Source organism: Lacinutrix sp. YIN62 (assembly GCF_057219185.1).
Genome location: NZ_JBXVVH010000013.1, coordinates 78,133 through 95,395, shown reverse-complemented (window position 1 = coordinate 95,395; position 17,263 = coordinate 78,133). Strand labels below are relative to the sequence as shown.

The window sequence follows — 17,263 nt, the reverse complement described above, 5'->3', positions numbered from 1 at the left end:
AAAGCGCCTAAATTGTGTTATGTTTTTACCTTTATAGTATAGCTTAAAACAATATCATTGTTGATTTTTACATGTGCATCGTAAATCCCTTTGTTTTTAAATTGACAAGAGAATGATGTTATGCCTTTTTTATGCTTAGTATTATAAATGTTTAGAATTCGTTCGTCTGAACCAATATAATAAACAAGCGAAATATTTTTGATTGAAATATCTTTAATTGTTTCAAAACTAAATTTTAAAGTGTCGCTCTTATGAGTTGTAAGAGTTAGTTTTTTTGGGGTTATAGGTGTTATTTTGTACTCAAAAGTTTTTCCGTAAACTAGTGGTCCTGTTACAAAATCAAAAGCTGTTTGGGATTCATTTAATAACCACTTTGGTTCTAAAGGAAAATGATTTTTTCCAAATAAAGTTGGAGATGTTAAAAAATAACCGTTGTTATAGTCTTTTATAAACAGGCTACGTTCGTCTATATAACCACTAGACCAAGTCGCATCACATAAATACCATTTGTTATTTAATCGTATTGCATTCCAAGAATGATTTGCCGTTTCAAGCGTCTTAATGTTTGCTTCTGCAGATCTTCCATAACCATTTACTATTACAGATTCGATTTTAGCTAAAAAGCACAATTCTTTAATTAAATAAGCGTAGCCTGTGCACATTGTTTTTTTATGTTTTAATAATTTTTTAAAGGCTATTTTTTTGTACTCATTATTCCATTTTATTAATGCAATACTATCGTTTTTAAACTTTTTACGGTTTCTGTATACTTTATTGTGTTGCGAAATGTCTCCCTTAATATTATGGCAAACCCAAAGGTATATGGCTCTAAATTTTTCTACTTGAGTTGGTAGCTTACGAGTAAGTTTGTAAGCCAATAGAGGGAGATTGTTTAAACTGGCACCTTCATTTAATTTAGCAATATTGTCCGCTTTAGAAAAATCGATAGATTTAAAATCAGAAATTTGAGCGTATAAGGAACTGCTAAAAACGAAAGTTAAGAGAATATAAAAATAGCCTTTCATAAGAGTTACTCTTTTTTAGAATGATATACTTTTTTTACTGCTACTTTTCCCATAAGAACACAGGAGTCCATTTGTAAGTTTACGTTTAATGTAATATTTAAATCAGAGGTTTTATTTTGAATTGTTACGCTTTTTGAATTCATGCCAATACTACTAAATATTAAAACGTCACCTTTCTTGAGTTTTTCAGGGAATTCAAAATAACCATCAAAATTAGTGGTTGTACCAATGGTGGTGCCTTCTAAATGGATAGTAACACCTGGTAATGGCAATGTTTCGTCGTTTACAAAGCCTTTTACAATAATTTCTTTTTTATTATTTATTTCTTGATGCTTTATGGGGGTGTCATTTATAGGCTTGATTTGTTTTTTTATGTTTTGTGCATAATTCTTTGAAAACGTAAAAAGAGCAATAAAAACAAAACTTAAACTGCTTATAAATTTAATGCCTTGTCTTTTTTTAGAATTGACTTTATACGTTTTTAATTGTTGATTTTTAAATTTTCCGCAAGTGTTTTGAGTTTTATTATTTTGAAAAAAATGTACAATATCTTGAGAATTCATTTTAGTAAAGTCTATCACTTCTTTTTTGCAAGAGTTACAATACCCGCCTTTTTGGGTTGAAGAAAAGGTGTTAAAATTCTCATAACAAGGTGTTTCTATTTTTAAATTAAATGGAGTGTTCATAGGATTTTCTTATTTTGAGTTCATATCTCAAACTTAAAGGGTTAATGCTATAAGTGAAACACAGGATGAGTTAATAGGGCTTTTCGGTTAGTTAAGTGTGCTTTTGGGTTAGTAAACACGAAATAATAACAAAAAGACCTTTATAATGCGTAATGATTTTGTAAACTAAACGAATGGTGTTTTTTAGTGTTAACTTGAAATGACTATTGTTTGTATTAGATTTTGTTGAAAGTAGGATTAAATATCTATTTAATCTCGTAAAGGTTATATTTTCCGGTCTTCCCTTTTAAAGAGGTTTTAAAGACATTGTAGTTAGGGTATTCCTTTTCAATCATATTATAAGCTTCTTCAGAGACGAGTAGTTTGGTGTTAAATATTTTGTTAGCAGATTCAATGCGACTAGCATAGTTTACATTATCTCCGATTATGGCGATTTTTTTCATTGTACCCGTGTCAAACTGTCCTACAATTACATTTCCGTAATGAACACCAGCTCTAATCTCAAATTGAGTATTGAAATTTTCTTCAAGATATTTATTAAATAACTGTAAGTTTAAATTCATCCCTTTTAAAGCTTTAATAGCATCTAAAACCGAGTTGTTACTGTCTTTATCTATTCCAAAAATAGCTAATATCCCATCTCCAGCAACATCGCTAATAATACCATTATGTTCTTGTATAATTGTATTCATTATTCGGTAATATCACCTTTTATGTATGTCTGGCATGCTAGGCGAATTTCAGTAGGGAAGTTTAATTTAGAAGCCATTTTTTTTCAGCTTCATTTCTTGGAGAACAGTTTTCAATCCTTTTAATAATGCTTACTCTGCAAAGTAGAACATTTTCCTTGGCCGCCACAAGCATGAGTATGATTCATATTAGCCGCTAAAGTAGCTTCTAATAGCGTATTATTTTTGGCGCAACTAATTTCTTGTTGCGCTTTGAATAAATAAATTTTGTTCCATTCATTGTGTTGTTTTATAGTCATATTATAATGATTGCTTTTAGCTGTTAATCAGAATATTATTTCTAGTATCACTAATGAAGCGAAGTTCGGTTATTTATGCTGAAAAATCAAATTGTCTAATTTTAAGGAGTGAAAAGAAAAGTAGAGACTATGTTATTATTTTAATGCGAAACCAGGTGTTGTAAATGTGTAATCTTTAAAAATAATTAAGTTTTAATAAGAAGCCCGAGCCGAAAATGCTTTTTAAGCATTTTTAGCTCGGGGATATACGCGGTATCGTTTCTCTTAAATTATGGTGTTATTAAGTGATACTGTTCTATTTCAGCATCAGTCATCCAGTGTATAGATTCAGCAGGAGCAGCATTAATAGTGAAGTAGTAAAAATCTTCTGCTTGTTGCTGCGTAAATCCAACAGAAACATAGTAATTAATATACGGTAAATGATTTTCATTACCAATGGGGAAATCTGTAGCAGTAACATTTTCTCCAGCCCACGAGTGAACGCCAATTTCAGTATTGGTTCCTTTTGTTCTTTTTATGCCTGCAATAAAAAAATCTACACCGCCAGAAGCAATACTTCCGTTATTCATTAAGTGTGTATCGATTCCTTTTTGGTGTACTTTTTCAGAAAGCTGTAAGTTAATGCCGTCATCTGAAGAGCCATCACAATTTTTTATATTTATTTTATTAATATTAGGAAATGCTGCTTCTAGTTTATTGAAGTTAGATAACGAGGTGCTTTTAATAACGCCATCCATTTCTACGGTTGTATTGTCTTCAAGTACTTTGAAAATACCAAATTGTCGTCTATTTGAACTTGAGGATGAAGCATCGTCTTTATTACAAGATAAAAATACTGTAGCGACGATTAAGAATGAGAAAATTAAATTAAGGGTTTTCATATTGTTGTTTTAAATATTAATAAAAAAAAATACTCCAGCAATTATCATTAATGATAATTGCTGGAGTATACGCGTGTAAATTATTTAAAAACTATTCTTTCAATGTCTTCTCCAGTGGTAAAGAATAGCGATGCTTATATTTTATAGATACAAATGTATAATATTATTAGGGTTAAATGCAAATGTTTTTTCGTTTCTGTTTTAGATTAAGAATATTGCTGTATAGTTGTTGGTTTTCTTTGTTTTATCTTAATAATGAGTTTAAAAATAAATGGTCGTTAGCCTTGTGTTTAAAATACATTATTTTCAAAGTAAAATAATATAATAGAATTATATTTGCGTAACTCATATCGTAATTAAATGGAATTAAACCTAAGAAAACCCGTTTGTTTCTTTGACTTAGAAACAACAGGAATTAATATCTCTAAAGACAGAGTCGTAGAAATATCTATTTTAAAAGTATTTCCAAATGGAAATAAGGAAAGCAAAACGTGGCTGGTAAACCCAGAAATGCCAATACCAGCAGAAGTCTCAGCAATTCATGGTGTAACAGACGAACGTGTGGCCAATGAACCAACATTTAAAGAATTGTCTAAAGATATATATACAATGATAAAAGATTCTGATTTAGCAGGATTTAATTCTAATAGATTTGATATCCCATTGTTAGCCGAAGAAATGTTGAGGGCAGATGTAGATTTTGATATGAAAAACAGAGTAGCTATCGATGTGCAAACGATTTTTCATAAAATGGAAAAACGAACCTTAGGCGCTGCCTACAAGTTTTACTGTAACAAGGATTTAGAAAATGCTCACTCTGCAGAAGCCGATACTAACGCTACTTATGAAGTGTTAAAGGCACAAATAGAACGCTATGACGAGATAGAAAATGATGCTAAATTCTTGGCTGATTTTAGCTCACACAAAAAATTTGCAGACTTTGCAGGGTTTATAAATTACAATAAAGACAATGAAGAGTGTTTCTCTTTTGGAAAACATAAAGGAAAACGTGTCGTAGCTGTTTTAGAAAAAGAGCCAGGTTATTTTGGGTGGCTACTAAATGCAGATTTTCCGTTATATACAAAAAAAGTGCTAACAGCTATTAAATTACGTTCTTTTAATAATAAGTTGTAAAAGCGATGAACTATCGCAATGGATAATATATCTATAATTGTTTATACCTTTTTAATAAGCGCAGCTTTTGGAATAGGATACCATTATTTTGTCTTTAAGTTAAAGAAAAGAGATAAGGAAGTTTATAATTCTCATTGGGGGAAGTATAAAAAAGCAATAGAGAATAACCATTTGAATGGTATTGTTGAATATGGAAATAAAGTGCTTTGGAATTATGATTTGAAATCAGAACATTTGAAGGTAATGATTGAAAATTTAAATGAAATCTCTGTAGCACATCAAGAAATTAAAACTTTGAAAATAAATTGCGTAAACAAAAGAATTACTAGAAAGGCACGAGATAATCAGAGATTATATGAGTAAGAAGATGCGCTTATTTAAAAACAAATAATAATAGACTATGAAGTTAATTTGTATAGGTAGAAATTATGCTGAGCATATAAAGGAATTGGAAAATGAAAAGCCTACAGATCCCGTTATTTTTTTAAAACCAGATACAGCAATACTACTAAAGAAACAACCCTTTTTTATTCCTGAATTCTCAAATGATGTTCAGCATGAAGTCGAAATATTAGTTAAAATTAATAGAGTTGGGAAATATATAGACCGAAAGTTTGCACATAAATATTATGGTGAAATTGGTTTAGGAATCGATTTTACAGCAAGAGATTTACAAACAAAACTTAAAGCAAAAGGATTACCTTGGGAAAAAGCAAAGGCTTTTGATGGCTCTGCTGTGATAGGAGAATGGCTACCAAAAAGCACTTTTGAAAATGTGGATGATATTCGTTTTTCAATGCATAAAAATGAGGCTCTAGTACAAAATGGAAATACAAGCCATATGCTATGGAAAATAGACGAAATTATAGAATATGTATCAAAATATTTTACTTTAAAGATAGGAGACATTATCTTTACAGGAACACCTTCTGGAGTTAGTAAGATCGTTGCCAATGATAAATTAAAAGGATTTATCGAAGACAAGGAGGTGTTTTCAATAACAGTAAAATAAATGGAGCAATACTATAAGTTACACAGATTAAAAGAATTAGCAGGTAATGATGAGAGCTTTCTTAAAGCTTTAGCAGAAACATTTCTAGAAGAAGTACCAGCAGATGCAGAAATTTTAAAAAAAGCTGTAGAAAATGAAGATTTTAGCCAAACCTATCAAACAGCTCATAAAATGAAACCTACCATCGATGTTTTTGAGTTAGGAGTTTTAGATTTGTTGCTTGAAGTTCAAGACTGGGGAAAATATGAGAAATATGAAGAAGACGTCACAATGCAATTAAATAAAGTTTTATTGGCAGTAAAAAAAGCTTCCGAAGAAATAAAATCAGATTTCAACTTATAATGCAAGCAGAAATAATTACTATTGGAGACGAAATTCTTATAGGCCAAATAGTAGATACTAATTCTGCTTATATAGGAAAAGCGCTTAACGCTATAGGAGTGTCCGTATATCAAATAACCTCAATACAAGACGATAAAGCACATATTTTAAAAGCGTTATCTGAAGCAGAAACCAATGCCGATATAATTCTTGTAACAGGAGGATTAGGCCCCACTAAAGACGATATCACTAAACATACAATTACAGAGTATTTTAATGATACACTTGTTCGCAATGCGTCTGTTTTAAAAAATATAGAACACTTGTGGGCAACGTATGTAAAAAAACCGCTACAGCAAGTAAATAAAGATCAAGCATTAATACCAAGTAAAGCAAAGGCGTTAATGAATACCGTTGGGAGTGCGCCAGGAATGTGGATAGAGAAAGATGAAAAAGTATTTATATCTATGCCAGGAGTGCCTTTCGAAATGAAAAAACTAATGGAAGATGAGGTGCTTCCTAAGATAAAAGAGAAGTATAAACGGCCATTTATATTGCATAGAACCCTTTTAACCTATGGGCTTGGGGAAAGTGTGCTAGCAGAAAGAATTAGCGATTGGGAAGATAATTTACCAGATTTTATAAAACTAGCGTACTTACCAAATTTAGGAAAAGTAAGATTACGATTGTCGGCAAAAGGATTTGATGAAATGACTGTAAAAACAGCAGTCGAATATCAAATACAAAAGGTATTACCAATGCTAAAAGATGTTTTTGTAGGTTTTGAAAATACAGATGAATCCTTGGAAGCTATACTAGGCGCAGAATTAACAGAACGAAAACTAACATTATCAATAGCCGAAAGTTGTACTGGCGGAAAAGTAGCGGAGACTTTTACAGCAAAACCAGGCGCTTCGGCTTTCTTTAAAGGCGGTTTAGTAACCTATGCAACACAATCTAAAATTGATATTCTAGGGGTGCCAGAAACGATAATAAAAGAACATTCTGTAGTTAGTGCAGAAGTAGCTGAAGCTATGGCAATAAGTGTAAGACAATTATATAAATCGGACTTTGGAATTGCGACAACAGGAAATGCAGGGCCAGAAAAAGGAGATTCAGATGCCGAAATAGGGACGGTTTTTATTGCCTTGGCCACAAAAGCTAAAGTAGTGTCTTATAAGTTTGATCTTGGAAACCATCGTGTTAAGGTTGTTAACAAGGCTGTAAACAAGGTTTTAGAGGTGCTTCAAAAAGAAATTTTTAAAAATTGATAAAAAATTGATTGTCATAACTTAAAGATTTTATATATTTGCACCTCGATTTTTAATAACATTTTAAAGTAGAACTAATGTCAAGAGTTTGTGAACTTACAGGGAAAGTAGCAATGGTTGGAAACAACGTATCTCACGCAAAGAATAGAACGAAGCGTAAATTCAACGTGAACTTAATAAAAAAGCGTTTCTTCATTGCCGAAGAAGACAAATGGATAACTTTAAAAGTATCTACATCAGCGTTGAAAACAATTAATAAGATTGGAATCGCTGCAGCAATTAAAGAAGCTAAATCTAAAGGATTTTTAAAATAATAGCCAAAAAGCTTAAAGAAATAAAGAAATGGCAAAAAAAGGAAATAGAATACAAGTAATATTGGAATGCACAGAGCATAAAGCGACAGGTAAACCAGGTACGTCTCGTTATATTACAACAAAAAATAAGAAAAACACTCCGGACAGAATGGAAATAAAGAAATTTAATCCAATCTTAAAGAAAATGACTGTTCACAAAGAAATAAAATAATTAGATAGCTTCACTTTTGTGAGACTGTCAAATATATAGAATTATGGCAAAGAAATCAGTAGCATCGTTACAAACAGGATCAAAACGTTTATCTAAAGCGATAAAAATGGTGAAATCTCCAAAAACAGGAGCTTATATGTTTGTTGAATCAATCATGGCACCAGACTTAGTAAACGATTTCTTAAAAAAGAAATAAGTTTTACTTTTTTAATACAGTATACAGAAGCTGCTTTCATTTAGAAAGTGGCTTTTTGTTTTATGTCAGAACACATTTAATTCTGTCAGTTTATCCGCTTTAATTGTCATTATGACTTATGTCTAAATCTTTTTATATAACAGTAAAGTGTATATGGAAAATATTCTTTTTCTTTATGCTTTTATTTTGTGACAATTTTTCAGCGCTTCCAATTAGGCTTGACTATTGTTGTTTATAGTTTGAGCATTATCCTAAAAAAGGCTAGCTTTTATACTCTTTTAGAATTTAAATTAGATATAACACGCTGCTCAACTCGCAATACCCGTTTAAAATAATATAGTATCTTTTTCATTGCTGAATAAAAGATATTAGCAAAAACATTAAAAACAAATGAGTTTTTTTAAAAAAATATTTTCTTCAGAAAAAAAGAAAACCTTAGACAAAGGCTTAGAAAAAACCAGTACTAGTTTTTTAGGGAAACTAAGTAAAGCTGTAGCTGGTAAGTCCAAGGTCGATGACGATGTTTTAGATAGTCTTGAGGAAGTTTTAGTGTCTAGTGATGTTGGTGTAAATACAACCTTAAAAATTATAGATAGAATCGAGGCACGCGTTGCAAAAGATAAATATTTAGGTACAGAAGAATTAAATTTAATACTCCGAGAAGAAATTGCAGGATTGCTATCCGAAACAAATTCTGGAGAAGAAACAGATTATAAAATACCTGCTTTGCCAAAACAACAAAACGGTGCAAAAACGCCTTATGTGCTAATGGTTGTAGGTGTAAATGGAGTAGGAAAAACAACTACAATTGGGAAATTAGCCTATCAGTTTAAAAAACAAGGACTCAAAGTTGTTCTAGGGGCGGCTGATACTTTTAGAGCAGCGGCCATAGATCAATTACAAGTATGGGCGGATAGAGTAGATGTGCCTATGATACGCCAAGAAATGGGAAGCGATCCAGCAAGTGTTGCCTTCGACGCATTGGAATCTGGAGTGTCGCAAGATGCTGATGTTATTATAATTGATACCGCCGGCCGATTGCATAATAAAATTAACTTGATGAATGAGTTAACAAAAGTTAAGCGCGTAATGCAAAAGGTTATAGGAGATGCACCTCATGATGTTTTATTGGTACTAGACGGGTCTACAGGTCAAAATGCTTTCGAACAAGCCAAGCAATTTACTGCGGCTACAGAAGTAACTTCCTTAGCAGTTACTAAGTTAGATGGCACAGCAAAAGGAGGTGTGGTAATAGGTATTAGCGATCAATTTAAAATACCAGTAAAATATATTGGCGTTGGTGAAGGTATTGAAGACTTACAAGTTTTTAATAAATATGAATTTGTAGATTCCTTTTTCAAGTAATAAAAAAATAAACTAAAGTCAAAATACTAGTAAAAGTTTTTAAATAAAAGCTTTATAGATGCTTATAAATATTATAAGGAATATCGGTTTAACATAAAGGAGCTGTTTAAAAATAGAATTATTCATATCTTTAAGGGAGGTTTTGTTTTTTAATTATATTCCTATATGTTATATGCTATACATCATAGTTTACTTATAAAAGCATCAAAAGAAGAGGTTTTTAATGCTATAACACAGCCCGAACATTTAAATAAATGGTGGACTCTTAAATCATCAGGGTTTCCAACCTTAAATGCAGAATATAATTTAAATTTTACAGATGCCTACAATTGGTATTGTAAAGTGTCTCAAATAAAACTACATATACTTATTTATTTTAAAATGGTAAAAGCAGATTCCGATTGGGAGTCTACAACTTTTGGGTTTAATATGCATGAAGTTGCTGAAGGAATATTATTAGATTTTTCGCATACAGGCTGGAAGCAAAATAATGCACATTATAAGCATAGTTCTTTCTGCTGGGCAATGTTATTAAAAGGATTGAAAGATTATCTAGAAAAAGGACTTGTTATTCCTTTTGAGGCGCGTAGTTAATTTTTAAAGTATTCAATGTAATCGTTTTTCTACTGCGATAAAAGTTATTGTTCTATAAAATATAGCTAATAAAACAGGTTATTTTATGGTGCACTATTTCTTTAAAATATGCTTATAATAGGTTTTAAAAGTACCTAGCGCTATCTAAAAACAGAATTCCTTCTGTAAATTACAGATAGATTGTGTTTTACATTGTATCTTTGCAGTCCAAAATTTAGATATGCGTACGAAGTCACTTAAAAAGAATAAAATCAACGTAATAACATTAGGATGTAGTAAAAATGTTTACGATAGTGAAGTGTTAATGGGACAGCTTAAAGCTAGTGGTAAAGACGTTGCACATGAAGAAGAGGGGAATATTGTTGTTATTAACACCTGTGGTTTTATTAACAATGCTAAAGAAGAGAGTGTAAATACCATTCTTGAGTATATGCAAAAAAAGGAGGACGGCGATGTCGATAAAGTATTTGTTACAGGCTGTTTAAGTGAACGTTACAAACCAGATTTAGAAAAAGAAATACCCAATGTCGATCAATATTTTGGAACTACAGAATTACCAGGATTGTTAAAAGCTTTAGGAGCAGATTACAAGCACGAATTAATAGGAGAACGTTTAACAACCACTCCTAAAAATTATGCCTATTTAAAAATTGCAGAAGGTTGTGATAGGCCCTGTAGTTTTTGTGCTATTCCTTTAATGCGCGGTAAGCATAAAAGTACACCCATAGAAAACTTAGTTACAGAAGCTGAAAAATTAGCGGCAAATGGCGTAAAAGAACTGGTGTTAATAGCTCAAGATTTAACGTATTATGGTTTAGATTTATATAAAAAGAGAAATCTAGCAGAATTGCTTGAAGCATTAGTGAAAGTAGAGGGAATAGAGTGGATTCGTTTACACTATGCTTTCCCTACAGGTTTTCCAATGGATGTTTTGGAGGTTATGAATCGAGAAGCCAAGGTGTGTAATTATTTAGATATACCATTACAGCACATTAGTGATTCTATCTTGAAAAGCATGCGTCGTGGAACTACAAAAGCGAAAACAACAAAGTTACTGCAAGCGTTTAGAAAAGCAGTACCCAATATGACGATACGTACAACACTTATTGTTGGTTATCCTGGAGAAACAGAAGCAGATTACCAAACGTTAAAAGAGTGGGTTAGCGAAATGCGTTTTGAACGTTTGGGTTGTTTTACATATTCTCATGAAGAAAATACACACGCATTTAATTTAGAAGATGATGTGCCAGAAGCTGTGAAACAAGAACGAGCTAATGAGATAATGGAAATTCAATCTCAAATATCTTGGGAACTCAATCAAGAAAAAATAGGACAGGAATTTAAAGTTGTTATAGACCGGAAAGAAGGTGATTATTTTGTTGGGCGTACAGAATACGATTCGCCAGATGTAGATAACGAAGTCTTAATTGATGCTTCTAAAACATATTTAAAAACAGGCGAATTTATTACAGTTAAAATAACAGAAGCAGCCGATTTTGATTTGTATGCAGAAGTCATTTAGTAAACAGGATCTAAATAGGTAGGATGCTGTTATAAATGATGAATCTTAAGTGTCATTCCATTATTTTTATAGCTTAATTGTATCTCTATTTAATGATGATTTCTAAGGAAGAAACAAATAAGGATTATATAAAGAGAATCAATTCAGTACTACGGTTTATTGATGATAATATTGAATCTAAATTAACCTTAGAAAAGGTCTCAAATAAAGCCTGTTATTCTCCGTATCATTTTCATCGCCTTTTTAAAGCTATTATAGGAGAAACGCTTAATAATTATATTGTTAGAAGACGTGTAGAGAAAGCCGCAATAATATTATTAACAAGAAAAACCGTTTCAATAACCGATCTGTCTTTACAATATGGTTTTAATGGAAACTCATCATTTACCAGAGTTTTTAAGCGTTTTTATGGCGTAAGCCCCGTTCAGTTTAGAGCACAAAGTCCAAATACACTTAGTGAAATTTGTAAAGTAGAAAGCAAGAAAGGTCAAGTTAGTATACACTTTAAAAAATACCTTTGTAATATAACTAATCTTTTAAAGTGGGTTGACATGAATGCAATTATCGAAGTAAAAAAAGTTAAAGCATTAACTTGTGCAAGTATTACACATATAGGCACAAATGGACTTGAAAATGTTTTCTATAGACTAGAAAAGTGGGCTAAACTTAATGGGGTGTTGGATGAGCCAGAAGCCAAAATGGCGAGAGTATTTTATGATAGTTTTAAAATAACATCTGCCGACAAAGTAAGAATGAGTATTTGTTTACTAACGAATTCAGCTTTTGAAACGGAAGGCGAGATAAATAAACTTACTATAACTGGAGGCAAATGCATTATTGGCCGTTTTGAAATAATACCTGATGATTTCGAGAAATCTTGGAATGCATTATTTTTATGGATGAATGATAATGGATATAAAAAAGCAGATCGTAACCCATTTGAAATATATCATAATGACTTTAGAATACACCCAGAAGGCAAATTTATTGTAGATTTACATATTCCAATATTATAAAACAAGACTTGTCATGATGTAATGACAGCGTTTTAAGATTGAGATTTCTTTAATTGTTTGCTTATTTTTTTTATAGCAGATTCTATAGATTTTTCAGGTTCTATAATATTATATTTTCCCCAGAAATCAGGATCGGAGAAACCAGTTGCTTTATCAATTAAAATGACATTTGACCGTAATCGATCTTTAGCTTTTGGTAAATTACCAGTAGTATTTTGTTTCCAGTCTGTAATGGCCATCTCACTTTCTAATGTGTAGCGGTTATTAAATAAACGATTTTTCCAATTAACAATAAAAGTAAGCGAGATATTGCTATAACCATAATACCATTTTCCGTCTTTTATTCTATAATTAACCCTGTAGCTAGCTTCAGTAGGATATACTTTAGCCTTTCTAGGTTTTTTTCGTATAAAAAGCTTAACGGCTTTTTCCCTGTTTTCAACATTTAAATTATAGACAGCACTGGTCATTGCATAAGAATCTGCGTCAATAAATAAAGTGCCATAAAATAGAGCTTCATCAATGTCTTTACGCTGCTTAAAGGCCACAACATACACCAGTCTATTATTTATTTGTGTTGATCTATTAAATGAAAATTCATATTTTGATAAATTATCTGCACTAAAAATAAAGTTAGGGTATTTTACAACATCTGTGTATAGCGTACTAAAAGGGCCACCTTGTAGTTTTAACGCAATTGTATCTAAACGAGAGTGATTTGTTTTTTTTCTTGATTTAACAAGTTTAATAATGTCTTTTTTATTAGAGGAGTAAGGTTGTTTGTATATTTCTATAACGGCTTCAGATAATGATGCGTTTTTATGCCTTTTTTTTATAGTTTCCCTATAAAAACCAGTCATAATAATTTGGTCATTAAAGTAGTTATTACCTTTAGTTTTTAGAGATTCACGAACTAAGGTTTCAGCATCTTTAGGGATGTTTAAATCAATCTGGGCTAATACAGTAGCAGCTGCTTCTAATTTAATTTTAGTATTTTTTTCTTTAAAATTGGCAATAGGGATGTCTTGTTTTTCATAGCCTAAATAAGAGATTGTTACCGTTTTATCTTGTAGATTATTAGGGATTTTAAGAAGGAATTCGCCATCAGTATTAGTTATTGTGCTAATGTTACTGTCTTTAACAACCATATCAGCTAATGCTAAAGGGCTATTGGTTTTGCTATCAACGACAACACCTTTGTAATGCGTTATATCTTGAGCAAAACCAATATAGCTCATCATTAAAAAACAAATTATAGATAAGTATGAGTGTTTTTTTTTACGAGAATTTAGGTTAAGTATTTGATTCATATCTGGTTGTGCTTGGCTATTAATGTTCTCAAAATACGTAAAAACTATATGTTTTTATAACTATTTGTGTTAATTATTTTATTATGATTTATGTAAATGTTTAGACGCAATGTGTTGTCGTTATTGTGTTAAAGGAATATTAAAAATAACAGCAATAAAAAGAGGATTTTAAAAAGGCCGTATCTTTACAAGAATAAAGACCTAATTCTATGCCAACAGACTGTATTTCGTTTAAAAATACTGGATACTTTTCCGAATTAATAAATGATTACCTAAACGAAAATGAGGCCTTGAGTCCGTTTTATAATAGGTTTCCTAAATTAGAGCATTTTAAATCTCAAATAGAGGAGAAAAAAGGAACCATGAGTACAGCATCAAGGCTTACTTTAGTAAAAGCCTTGACAACACAGTATGAAAATATAAATGTATCTGACGATACAAAACAAAATATAGCGCACTTAAAGCAGGAAAATACTTTCACTATTACCACGGGGCATCAATTAAATTTGTTTACAGGACCATTATATTTTTTGCATAAGATCGTTTCAACTATAAACCTAACCCAAACATTAAAAAAAGAATATCCCGAATATAATTTTGTTCCTGTTTATTGGATGGCAACAGAAGATCATGATTTCGAAGAAATTAATTATTTTAATTTTAACGGAAAAAAAATAAGATGGAATAAAGATGTCAGTGGGGCTGTAGGCGAGATCGAAACTGAAGGATTGGATGATGTTTTTAAGCTTTTTTCAAAAGAATTAGGAATTGGTCGCAATGCGGAAGCATTACGTGAACTATTTAAAAATGCTTATATAAAACACCGTAATTTAGCAGCGGCGACGCGTTATTTAGCAAATGCATTATTTGCAGATTATGGTCTGGTAATAATCGATGCTAATTGTAAGACGCTTAAACAAGGATTTATTCCATTTCTTCAAAGAGAATTAGTAGAGAATCTAGCTTTTAAAGAGGTCTCAAAAGTAAATAAGAAAATTGAGGCAGTCTCAGATAAAAAGTATCCTATTCAAGTAAATCCAAGAGAGATAAATTTATTCTATATTACTAAAAAGTTAAGAGAACGGATTGTTTTTGAAGATAATATATATAAGGTGTTAAATACCAGTATAGAGTGGAATAAGGATGAAATATTAATGGAGGTTAACCAACATCCAGAACGTTTTTCTCCCAATGTTATATTAAGACCGTTATACCAGGAGGTAATTTTACCTAATTTGTGTTACATTGGTGGTGGTGGAGAATTAGCGTATTGGTTTCAATTACAGCAAAATTTTAAGGCAAACCATGTTGTTTTTCCTATGTTATTGTTGCGTAATTCGGTGTTAATAAAAACAGAACAGCAATCACGAAAACTGGAAAAATTAAATATTACAACGCAAGACCTGTTCTTAAAGCGCAATGCATATATAAATAAAAAAGTTCGAGAAATTTCAGATGTTGATATTAATTTTTCAAAACAGATAGCGCATTTAAAAAATCAATTCAAAGAATTATATAAACTAGCCGATAAAACAGATAAATCCTTTGTTGGTGCAGTAGCTGCGCAAGAGAAAAAGCAAATAAAAGGTATAGCATATCTTGAGAAGCGATTACTAACCGCTCAAAAACGTAAGTTGAAGGATCATATTACAAGAATTATAGCGCTTCAAAATGAATTGTTTCCAAACCAAAGTTTACAAGAACGCAATGTCAATTTTTCTCAATTGTACTTGGAATATGGAGTCACATTAATTCCAAAATTAATGGAAAATTTAAAACCATTACAAAGTGAATTTTTAGTGTTAACATTTTAAAGAAAAAGTTGCAAATCGTAAAACGTAATTATTACTTTTGCGTATGCAACACGACAAGATTTTAATTTTAGATTTCGGATCGCAATACACACAACTAATTGCGCGCAGAGTTAGAGAACTTAACATCTATTCCGAAATACACCCATTTAATAAAATTCCAACAAAACTATCCGATTATAAGGCCGTTATTTTATCGGGTAGTCCTATGTCTGTTAGGTCGAATGATGCTTTTCATCCAGATCTATCGGAAATTCGAGGTAAAAAGCCAATGTTAGCGGTGTGTTATGGCGCACAGTATTTAGCACACTTTTCTGGAGGTGAAGTCGCAGAGTCTAATACACGGGAATACGGTAGAGCAAATTTAAGTTTTGTAAAAAAAGAAGCGTTTTTTAAGGGAATCACAGAAGGAAGTCAAGTCTGGATGAGCCATAGTGATACAATAAAAACACTGCCAACTAATGGCACACTTTTAGCAAGCACGCATGATGTGAAAAATGCAGCTTTTAAAATTGAAGGTGAGACCACATATGCTATTCAGTTTCATCCAGAAGTTTACCATTCAACAGACGGAAAACAACTTTTAGAAAACTTTTTAGTAGATATTGCAAATGTAAATCCAGATTGGACCCCAGATAGCTTTGTCGAAGAAACGGTGAATGGTTTAAAGGCACAAATAGGGCATGATAAAGTTGTATTAGGCTTATCTGGAGGCGTAGATTCAAGTGTTGCTGCAATGTTATTGCATAAGGCAATAGGAGAAAATCTATATTGTATTTTTGTTAATAATGGCTTATTGCGTAAAGATGAGTTTACTCAAGTTTTAGAGCAATATCATGGTATGGGGCTAAACGTAAAAGGCGTAGATGCTTCGGCACGTTTTTTGGAAGCTTTAAAAGGGTTGAGTGACCCAGAATTGAAACGAAAAGCAATAGGGCGCGTATTTATTGAGGTTTTTGATGATGAAGCAAATCAGATTGAAGATGTGAAATGGCTGGCACAAGGTACTATTTATCCCGATGTTATAGAAAGTGTTTCCGCAACAGGAGGGCCTAGTGCAACCATTAAGAGTCATCATAATGTTGGAGGATTGCCAGATTTTATGAAACTAAAAATTGTAGAGCCATTAAAAGCATTGTTCAAGGATGAGGTACGCCGCGTAGGTGCATCTATGGGAATGGATAAGCAGTTGTTAGGGCGCCACCCATTTCCAGGACCAGGACTGGCTATTAGAATTCTTGGTGATATTACCTCAGAAAAAGTGCGTATTTTACAAGAAGTAGATGCGGTTTTTATTAATGGTTTAAAAGAAGCAGGGCTTTATGATAAAGTATGGCAAGCTGGAGCCATTTTATTACCTGTTAATAGTGTTGGTGTTATGGGAGATGAAAGAACTTATGAAAAATGTGTAGCCTTAAGAGCTGTAGAAAGTACAGATGGAATGACTGCCGATTGGGTGAATTTACCTTATGAATTCTTGCAAAAAACTTCAAATGATATAATTAATAAGGTGAAAGGCGTTAATAGAGTTGTATACGATATTAGCTCTAAACCACCAGCAACAATAGAATGGGAATAAAATTCTGAAGGATTAAAAATAGTATTA

At 31.7% G+C, this 17,263-nt stretch carries 20 protein-coding genes; 14 read left to right on the top strand and 6 right to left on the bottom strand.

The window, feature by feature from the left end; genetic code table 11:
• Window positions 1-17: 17 nt before the first annotated feature.
• The 5 genes from AC2D8I_RS10375 to AC2D8I_RS10355 all read right to left on the bottom strand — a co-directional run bounded on the left by AC2D8I_RS10375 (window position 18) and on the right by AC2D8I_RS10355 (window position 3,580).
• A complete protein-coding gene (locus AC2D8I_RS10375) occupies window positions 18-1,025 on the bottom strand; it encodes a transglutaminase domain-containing protein (RefSeq protein ID WP_484705936.1) in 1,008 nt (335 codons plus the stop codon).
• Window positions 1,026-1,030: 5 nt separating this feature from the next.
• Entirely contained in the window at window positions 1,031-1,711 is a 681-nt protein-coding gene (locus tag AC2D8I_RS10370) for a carboxypeptidase-like regulatory domain-containing protein (RefSeq protein ID WP_484705935.1), read from the bottom strand.
• 245 nt (window positions 1,712-1,956) lie between these two features.
• Window positions 1,957-2,403 (bottom strand): adenylate/guanylate cyclase domain-containing protein, encoded by a 447-nt coding sequence (locus AC2D8I_RS10365; RefSeq protein ID WP_484705934.1) that lies wholly within the window; start codon window positions 2,401-2,403, stop codon window positions 1,957-1,959.
• Window positions 2,404-2,522: 119 nt separating this feature from the next.
• Window positions 2,523-2,699 (bottom strand): hypothetical protein, encoded by a 177-nt coding sequence (locus AC2D8I_RS10360; RefSeq protein WP_484705933.1) that lies wholly within the window; start codon window positions 2,697-2,699, stop codon window positions 2,523-2,525.
• A gap of 269 nt (window positions 2,700-2,968) precedes the next feature.
• Window positions 2,969-3,580, bottom strand: coding sequence for a hypothetical protein (locus AC2D8I_RS10355; RefSeq protein WP_484705932.1), 612 nt, complete (start codon window positions 3,578-3,580; stop codon window positions 2,969-2,971).
• A 360-nt stretch (window positions 3,581-3,940) separates the two neighbouring features.
• Here AC2D8I_RS10355 and AC2D8I_RS10350 point away from each other — a divergent pair, with 360 nt between their 5' ends.
• The 12 genes from AC2D8I_RS10350 to AC2D8I_RS10295 all read left to right on the top strand — a co-directional run bounded on the left by AC2D8I_RS10350 (window position 3,941) and on the right by AC2D8I_RS10295 (window position 12,536).
• Window positions 3,941-4,714: an exonuclease domain-containing protein gene (locus AC2D8I_RS10350; protein ID WP_484705931.1), complete on the top strand. Its 774-nt coding sequence runs from the start codon at window positions 3,941-3,943 to the stop codon at window positions 4,712-4,714.
• 18 nt (window positions 4,715-4,732) lie between these two features.
• On the top strand, window positions 4,733-5,077 hold the full coding sequence (locus AC2D8I_RS10345; RefSeq protein ID WP_484705930.1) for a hypothetical protein: 345 nt from the start codon (window positions 4,733-4,735) through the stop codon (window positions 5,075-5,077).
• A gap of 37 nt (window positions 5,078-5,114) precedes the next feature.
• The gene (locus AC2D8I_RS10340) at window positions 5,115-5,726 is read left to right on the top strand and encodes a fumarylacetoacetate hydrolase family protein (protein WP_484705929.1); all 612 of its coding nucleotides are present in this window, start codon (window positions 5,115-5,117) and stop codon (window positions 5,724-5,726) included.
• Window positions 5,727-6,068: an Hpt domain-containing protein gene (locus tag AC2D8I_RS10335; RefSeq protein WP_484705928.1), complete on the top strand. Its 342-nt coding sequence runs from the start codon at window positions 5,727-5,729 to the stop codon at window positions 6,066-6,068.
• Window positions 6,068-7,318: a CinA family nicotinamide mononucleotide deamidase-related protein gene (locus tag AC2D8I_RS10330; RefSeq protein ID WP_484705927.1), complete on the top strand. Its 1,251-nt coding sequence runs from the start codon at window positions 6,068-6,070 to the stop codon at window positions 7,316-7,318. The genes AC2D8I_RS10335 and AC2D8I_RS10330 overlap by 1 nt, the downstream gene beginning before the upstream one ends.
• Window positions 7,319-7,395: 77 nt before the next feature.
• A complete protein-coding gene (rpmB, locus tag AC2D8I_RS10325; protein ID WP_484705926.1) occupies window positions 7,396-7,632 on the top strand; it encodes a 50S ribosomal protein L28 in 237 nt (78 codons plus the stop codon).
• A gap of 28 nt (window positions 7,633-7,660) precedes the next feature.
• Entirely contained in the window at window positions 7,661-7,843 is a 183-nt protein-coding gene (gene rpmG, locus AC2D8I_RS10320; RefSeq protein WP_484705925.1) for a 50S ribosomal protein L33, read from the top strand.
• A 43-nt stretch (window positions 7,844-7,886) separates the two neighbouring features.
• Window positions 7,887-8,039: a DUF4295 domain-containing protein gene (locus AC2D8I_RS10315; protein ID WP_484705924.1), complete on the top strand. Its 153-nt coding sequence runs from the start codon at window positions 7,887-7,889 to the stop codon at window positions 8,037-8,039.
• A 390-nt stretch (window positions 8,040-8,429) separates the two neighbouring features.
• Window positions 8,430-9,404 carry a signal recognition particle-docking protein FtsY gene (ftsY, locus tag AC2D8I_RS10310; protein WP_484705923.1) on the top strand — a complete coding sequence of 325 codons (975 nt, stop codon included), beginning with the start codon at window positions 8,430-8,432 and terminating at the stop codon, window positions 9,402-9,404.
• 165 nt (window positions 9,405-9,569) lie between these two features.
• The gene (locus AC2D8I_RS10305) at window positions 9,570-9,998 is read left to right on the top strand and encodes an SRPBCC family protein (RefSeq protein ID WP_484705922.1); all 429 of its coding nucleotides are present in this window, start codon (window positions 9,570-9,572) and stop codon (window positions 9,996-9,998) included.
• 220 nt (window positions 9,999-10,218) lie between these two features.
• A complete protein-coding gene (rimO, locus tag AC2D8I_RS10300) occupies window positions 10,219-11,520 on the top strand; it encodes a 30S ribosomal protein S12 methylthiotransferase RimO (RefSeq protein WP_484705921.1) in 1,302 nt (433 codons plus the stop codon).
• Window positions 11,521-11,612: 92 nt separating this feature from the next.
• Window positions 11,613-12,536, top strand: coding sequence for an AraC family transcriptional regulator (locus AC2D8I_RS10295; protein WP_484705920.1), 924 nt, complete (start codon window positions 11,613-11,615; stop codon window positions 12,534-12,536).
• A gap of 32 nt (window positions 12,537-12,568) precedes the next feature.
• On the opposite strand, the gene AC2D8I_RS10290 is transcribed toward AC2D8I_RS10295, so the two are convergent.
• The gene (locus AC2D8I_RS10290) at window positions 12,569-13,846 is read right to left on the bottom strand and encodes a carboxypeptidase-like regulatory domain-containing protein (protein WP_484705919.1); all 1,278 of its coding nucleotides are present in this window, start codon (window positions 13,844-13,846) and stop codon (window positions 12,569-12,571) included.
• A gap of 209 nt (window positions 13,847-14,055) precedes the next feature.
• On the opposite strand from AC2D8I_RS10290, the gene bshC reads away from it, so the two are divergent.
• Both bshC and guaA read left to right on the top strand, forming a co-directional pair.
• Entirely contained in the window at window positions 14,056-15,660 is a 1,605-nt protein-coding gene (bshC, locus tag AC2D8I_RS10285; RefSeq protein ID WP_484705918.1) for a bacillithiol biosynthesis cysteine-adding enzyme BshC, read from the top strand.
• A gap of 43 nt (window positions 15,661-15,703) precedes the next feature.
• On the top strand, window positions 15,704-17,236 hold the full coding sequence (gene guaA / locus AC2D8I_RS10280; RefSeq protein WP_484705917.1) for a glutamine-hydrolyzing GMP synthase: 1,533 nt from the start codon (window positions 15,704-15,706) through the stop codon (window positions 17,234-17,236).
• The last annotated feature ends 27 nt before the right edge of the window (window positions 17,237-17,263 follow it).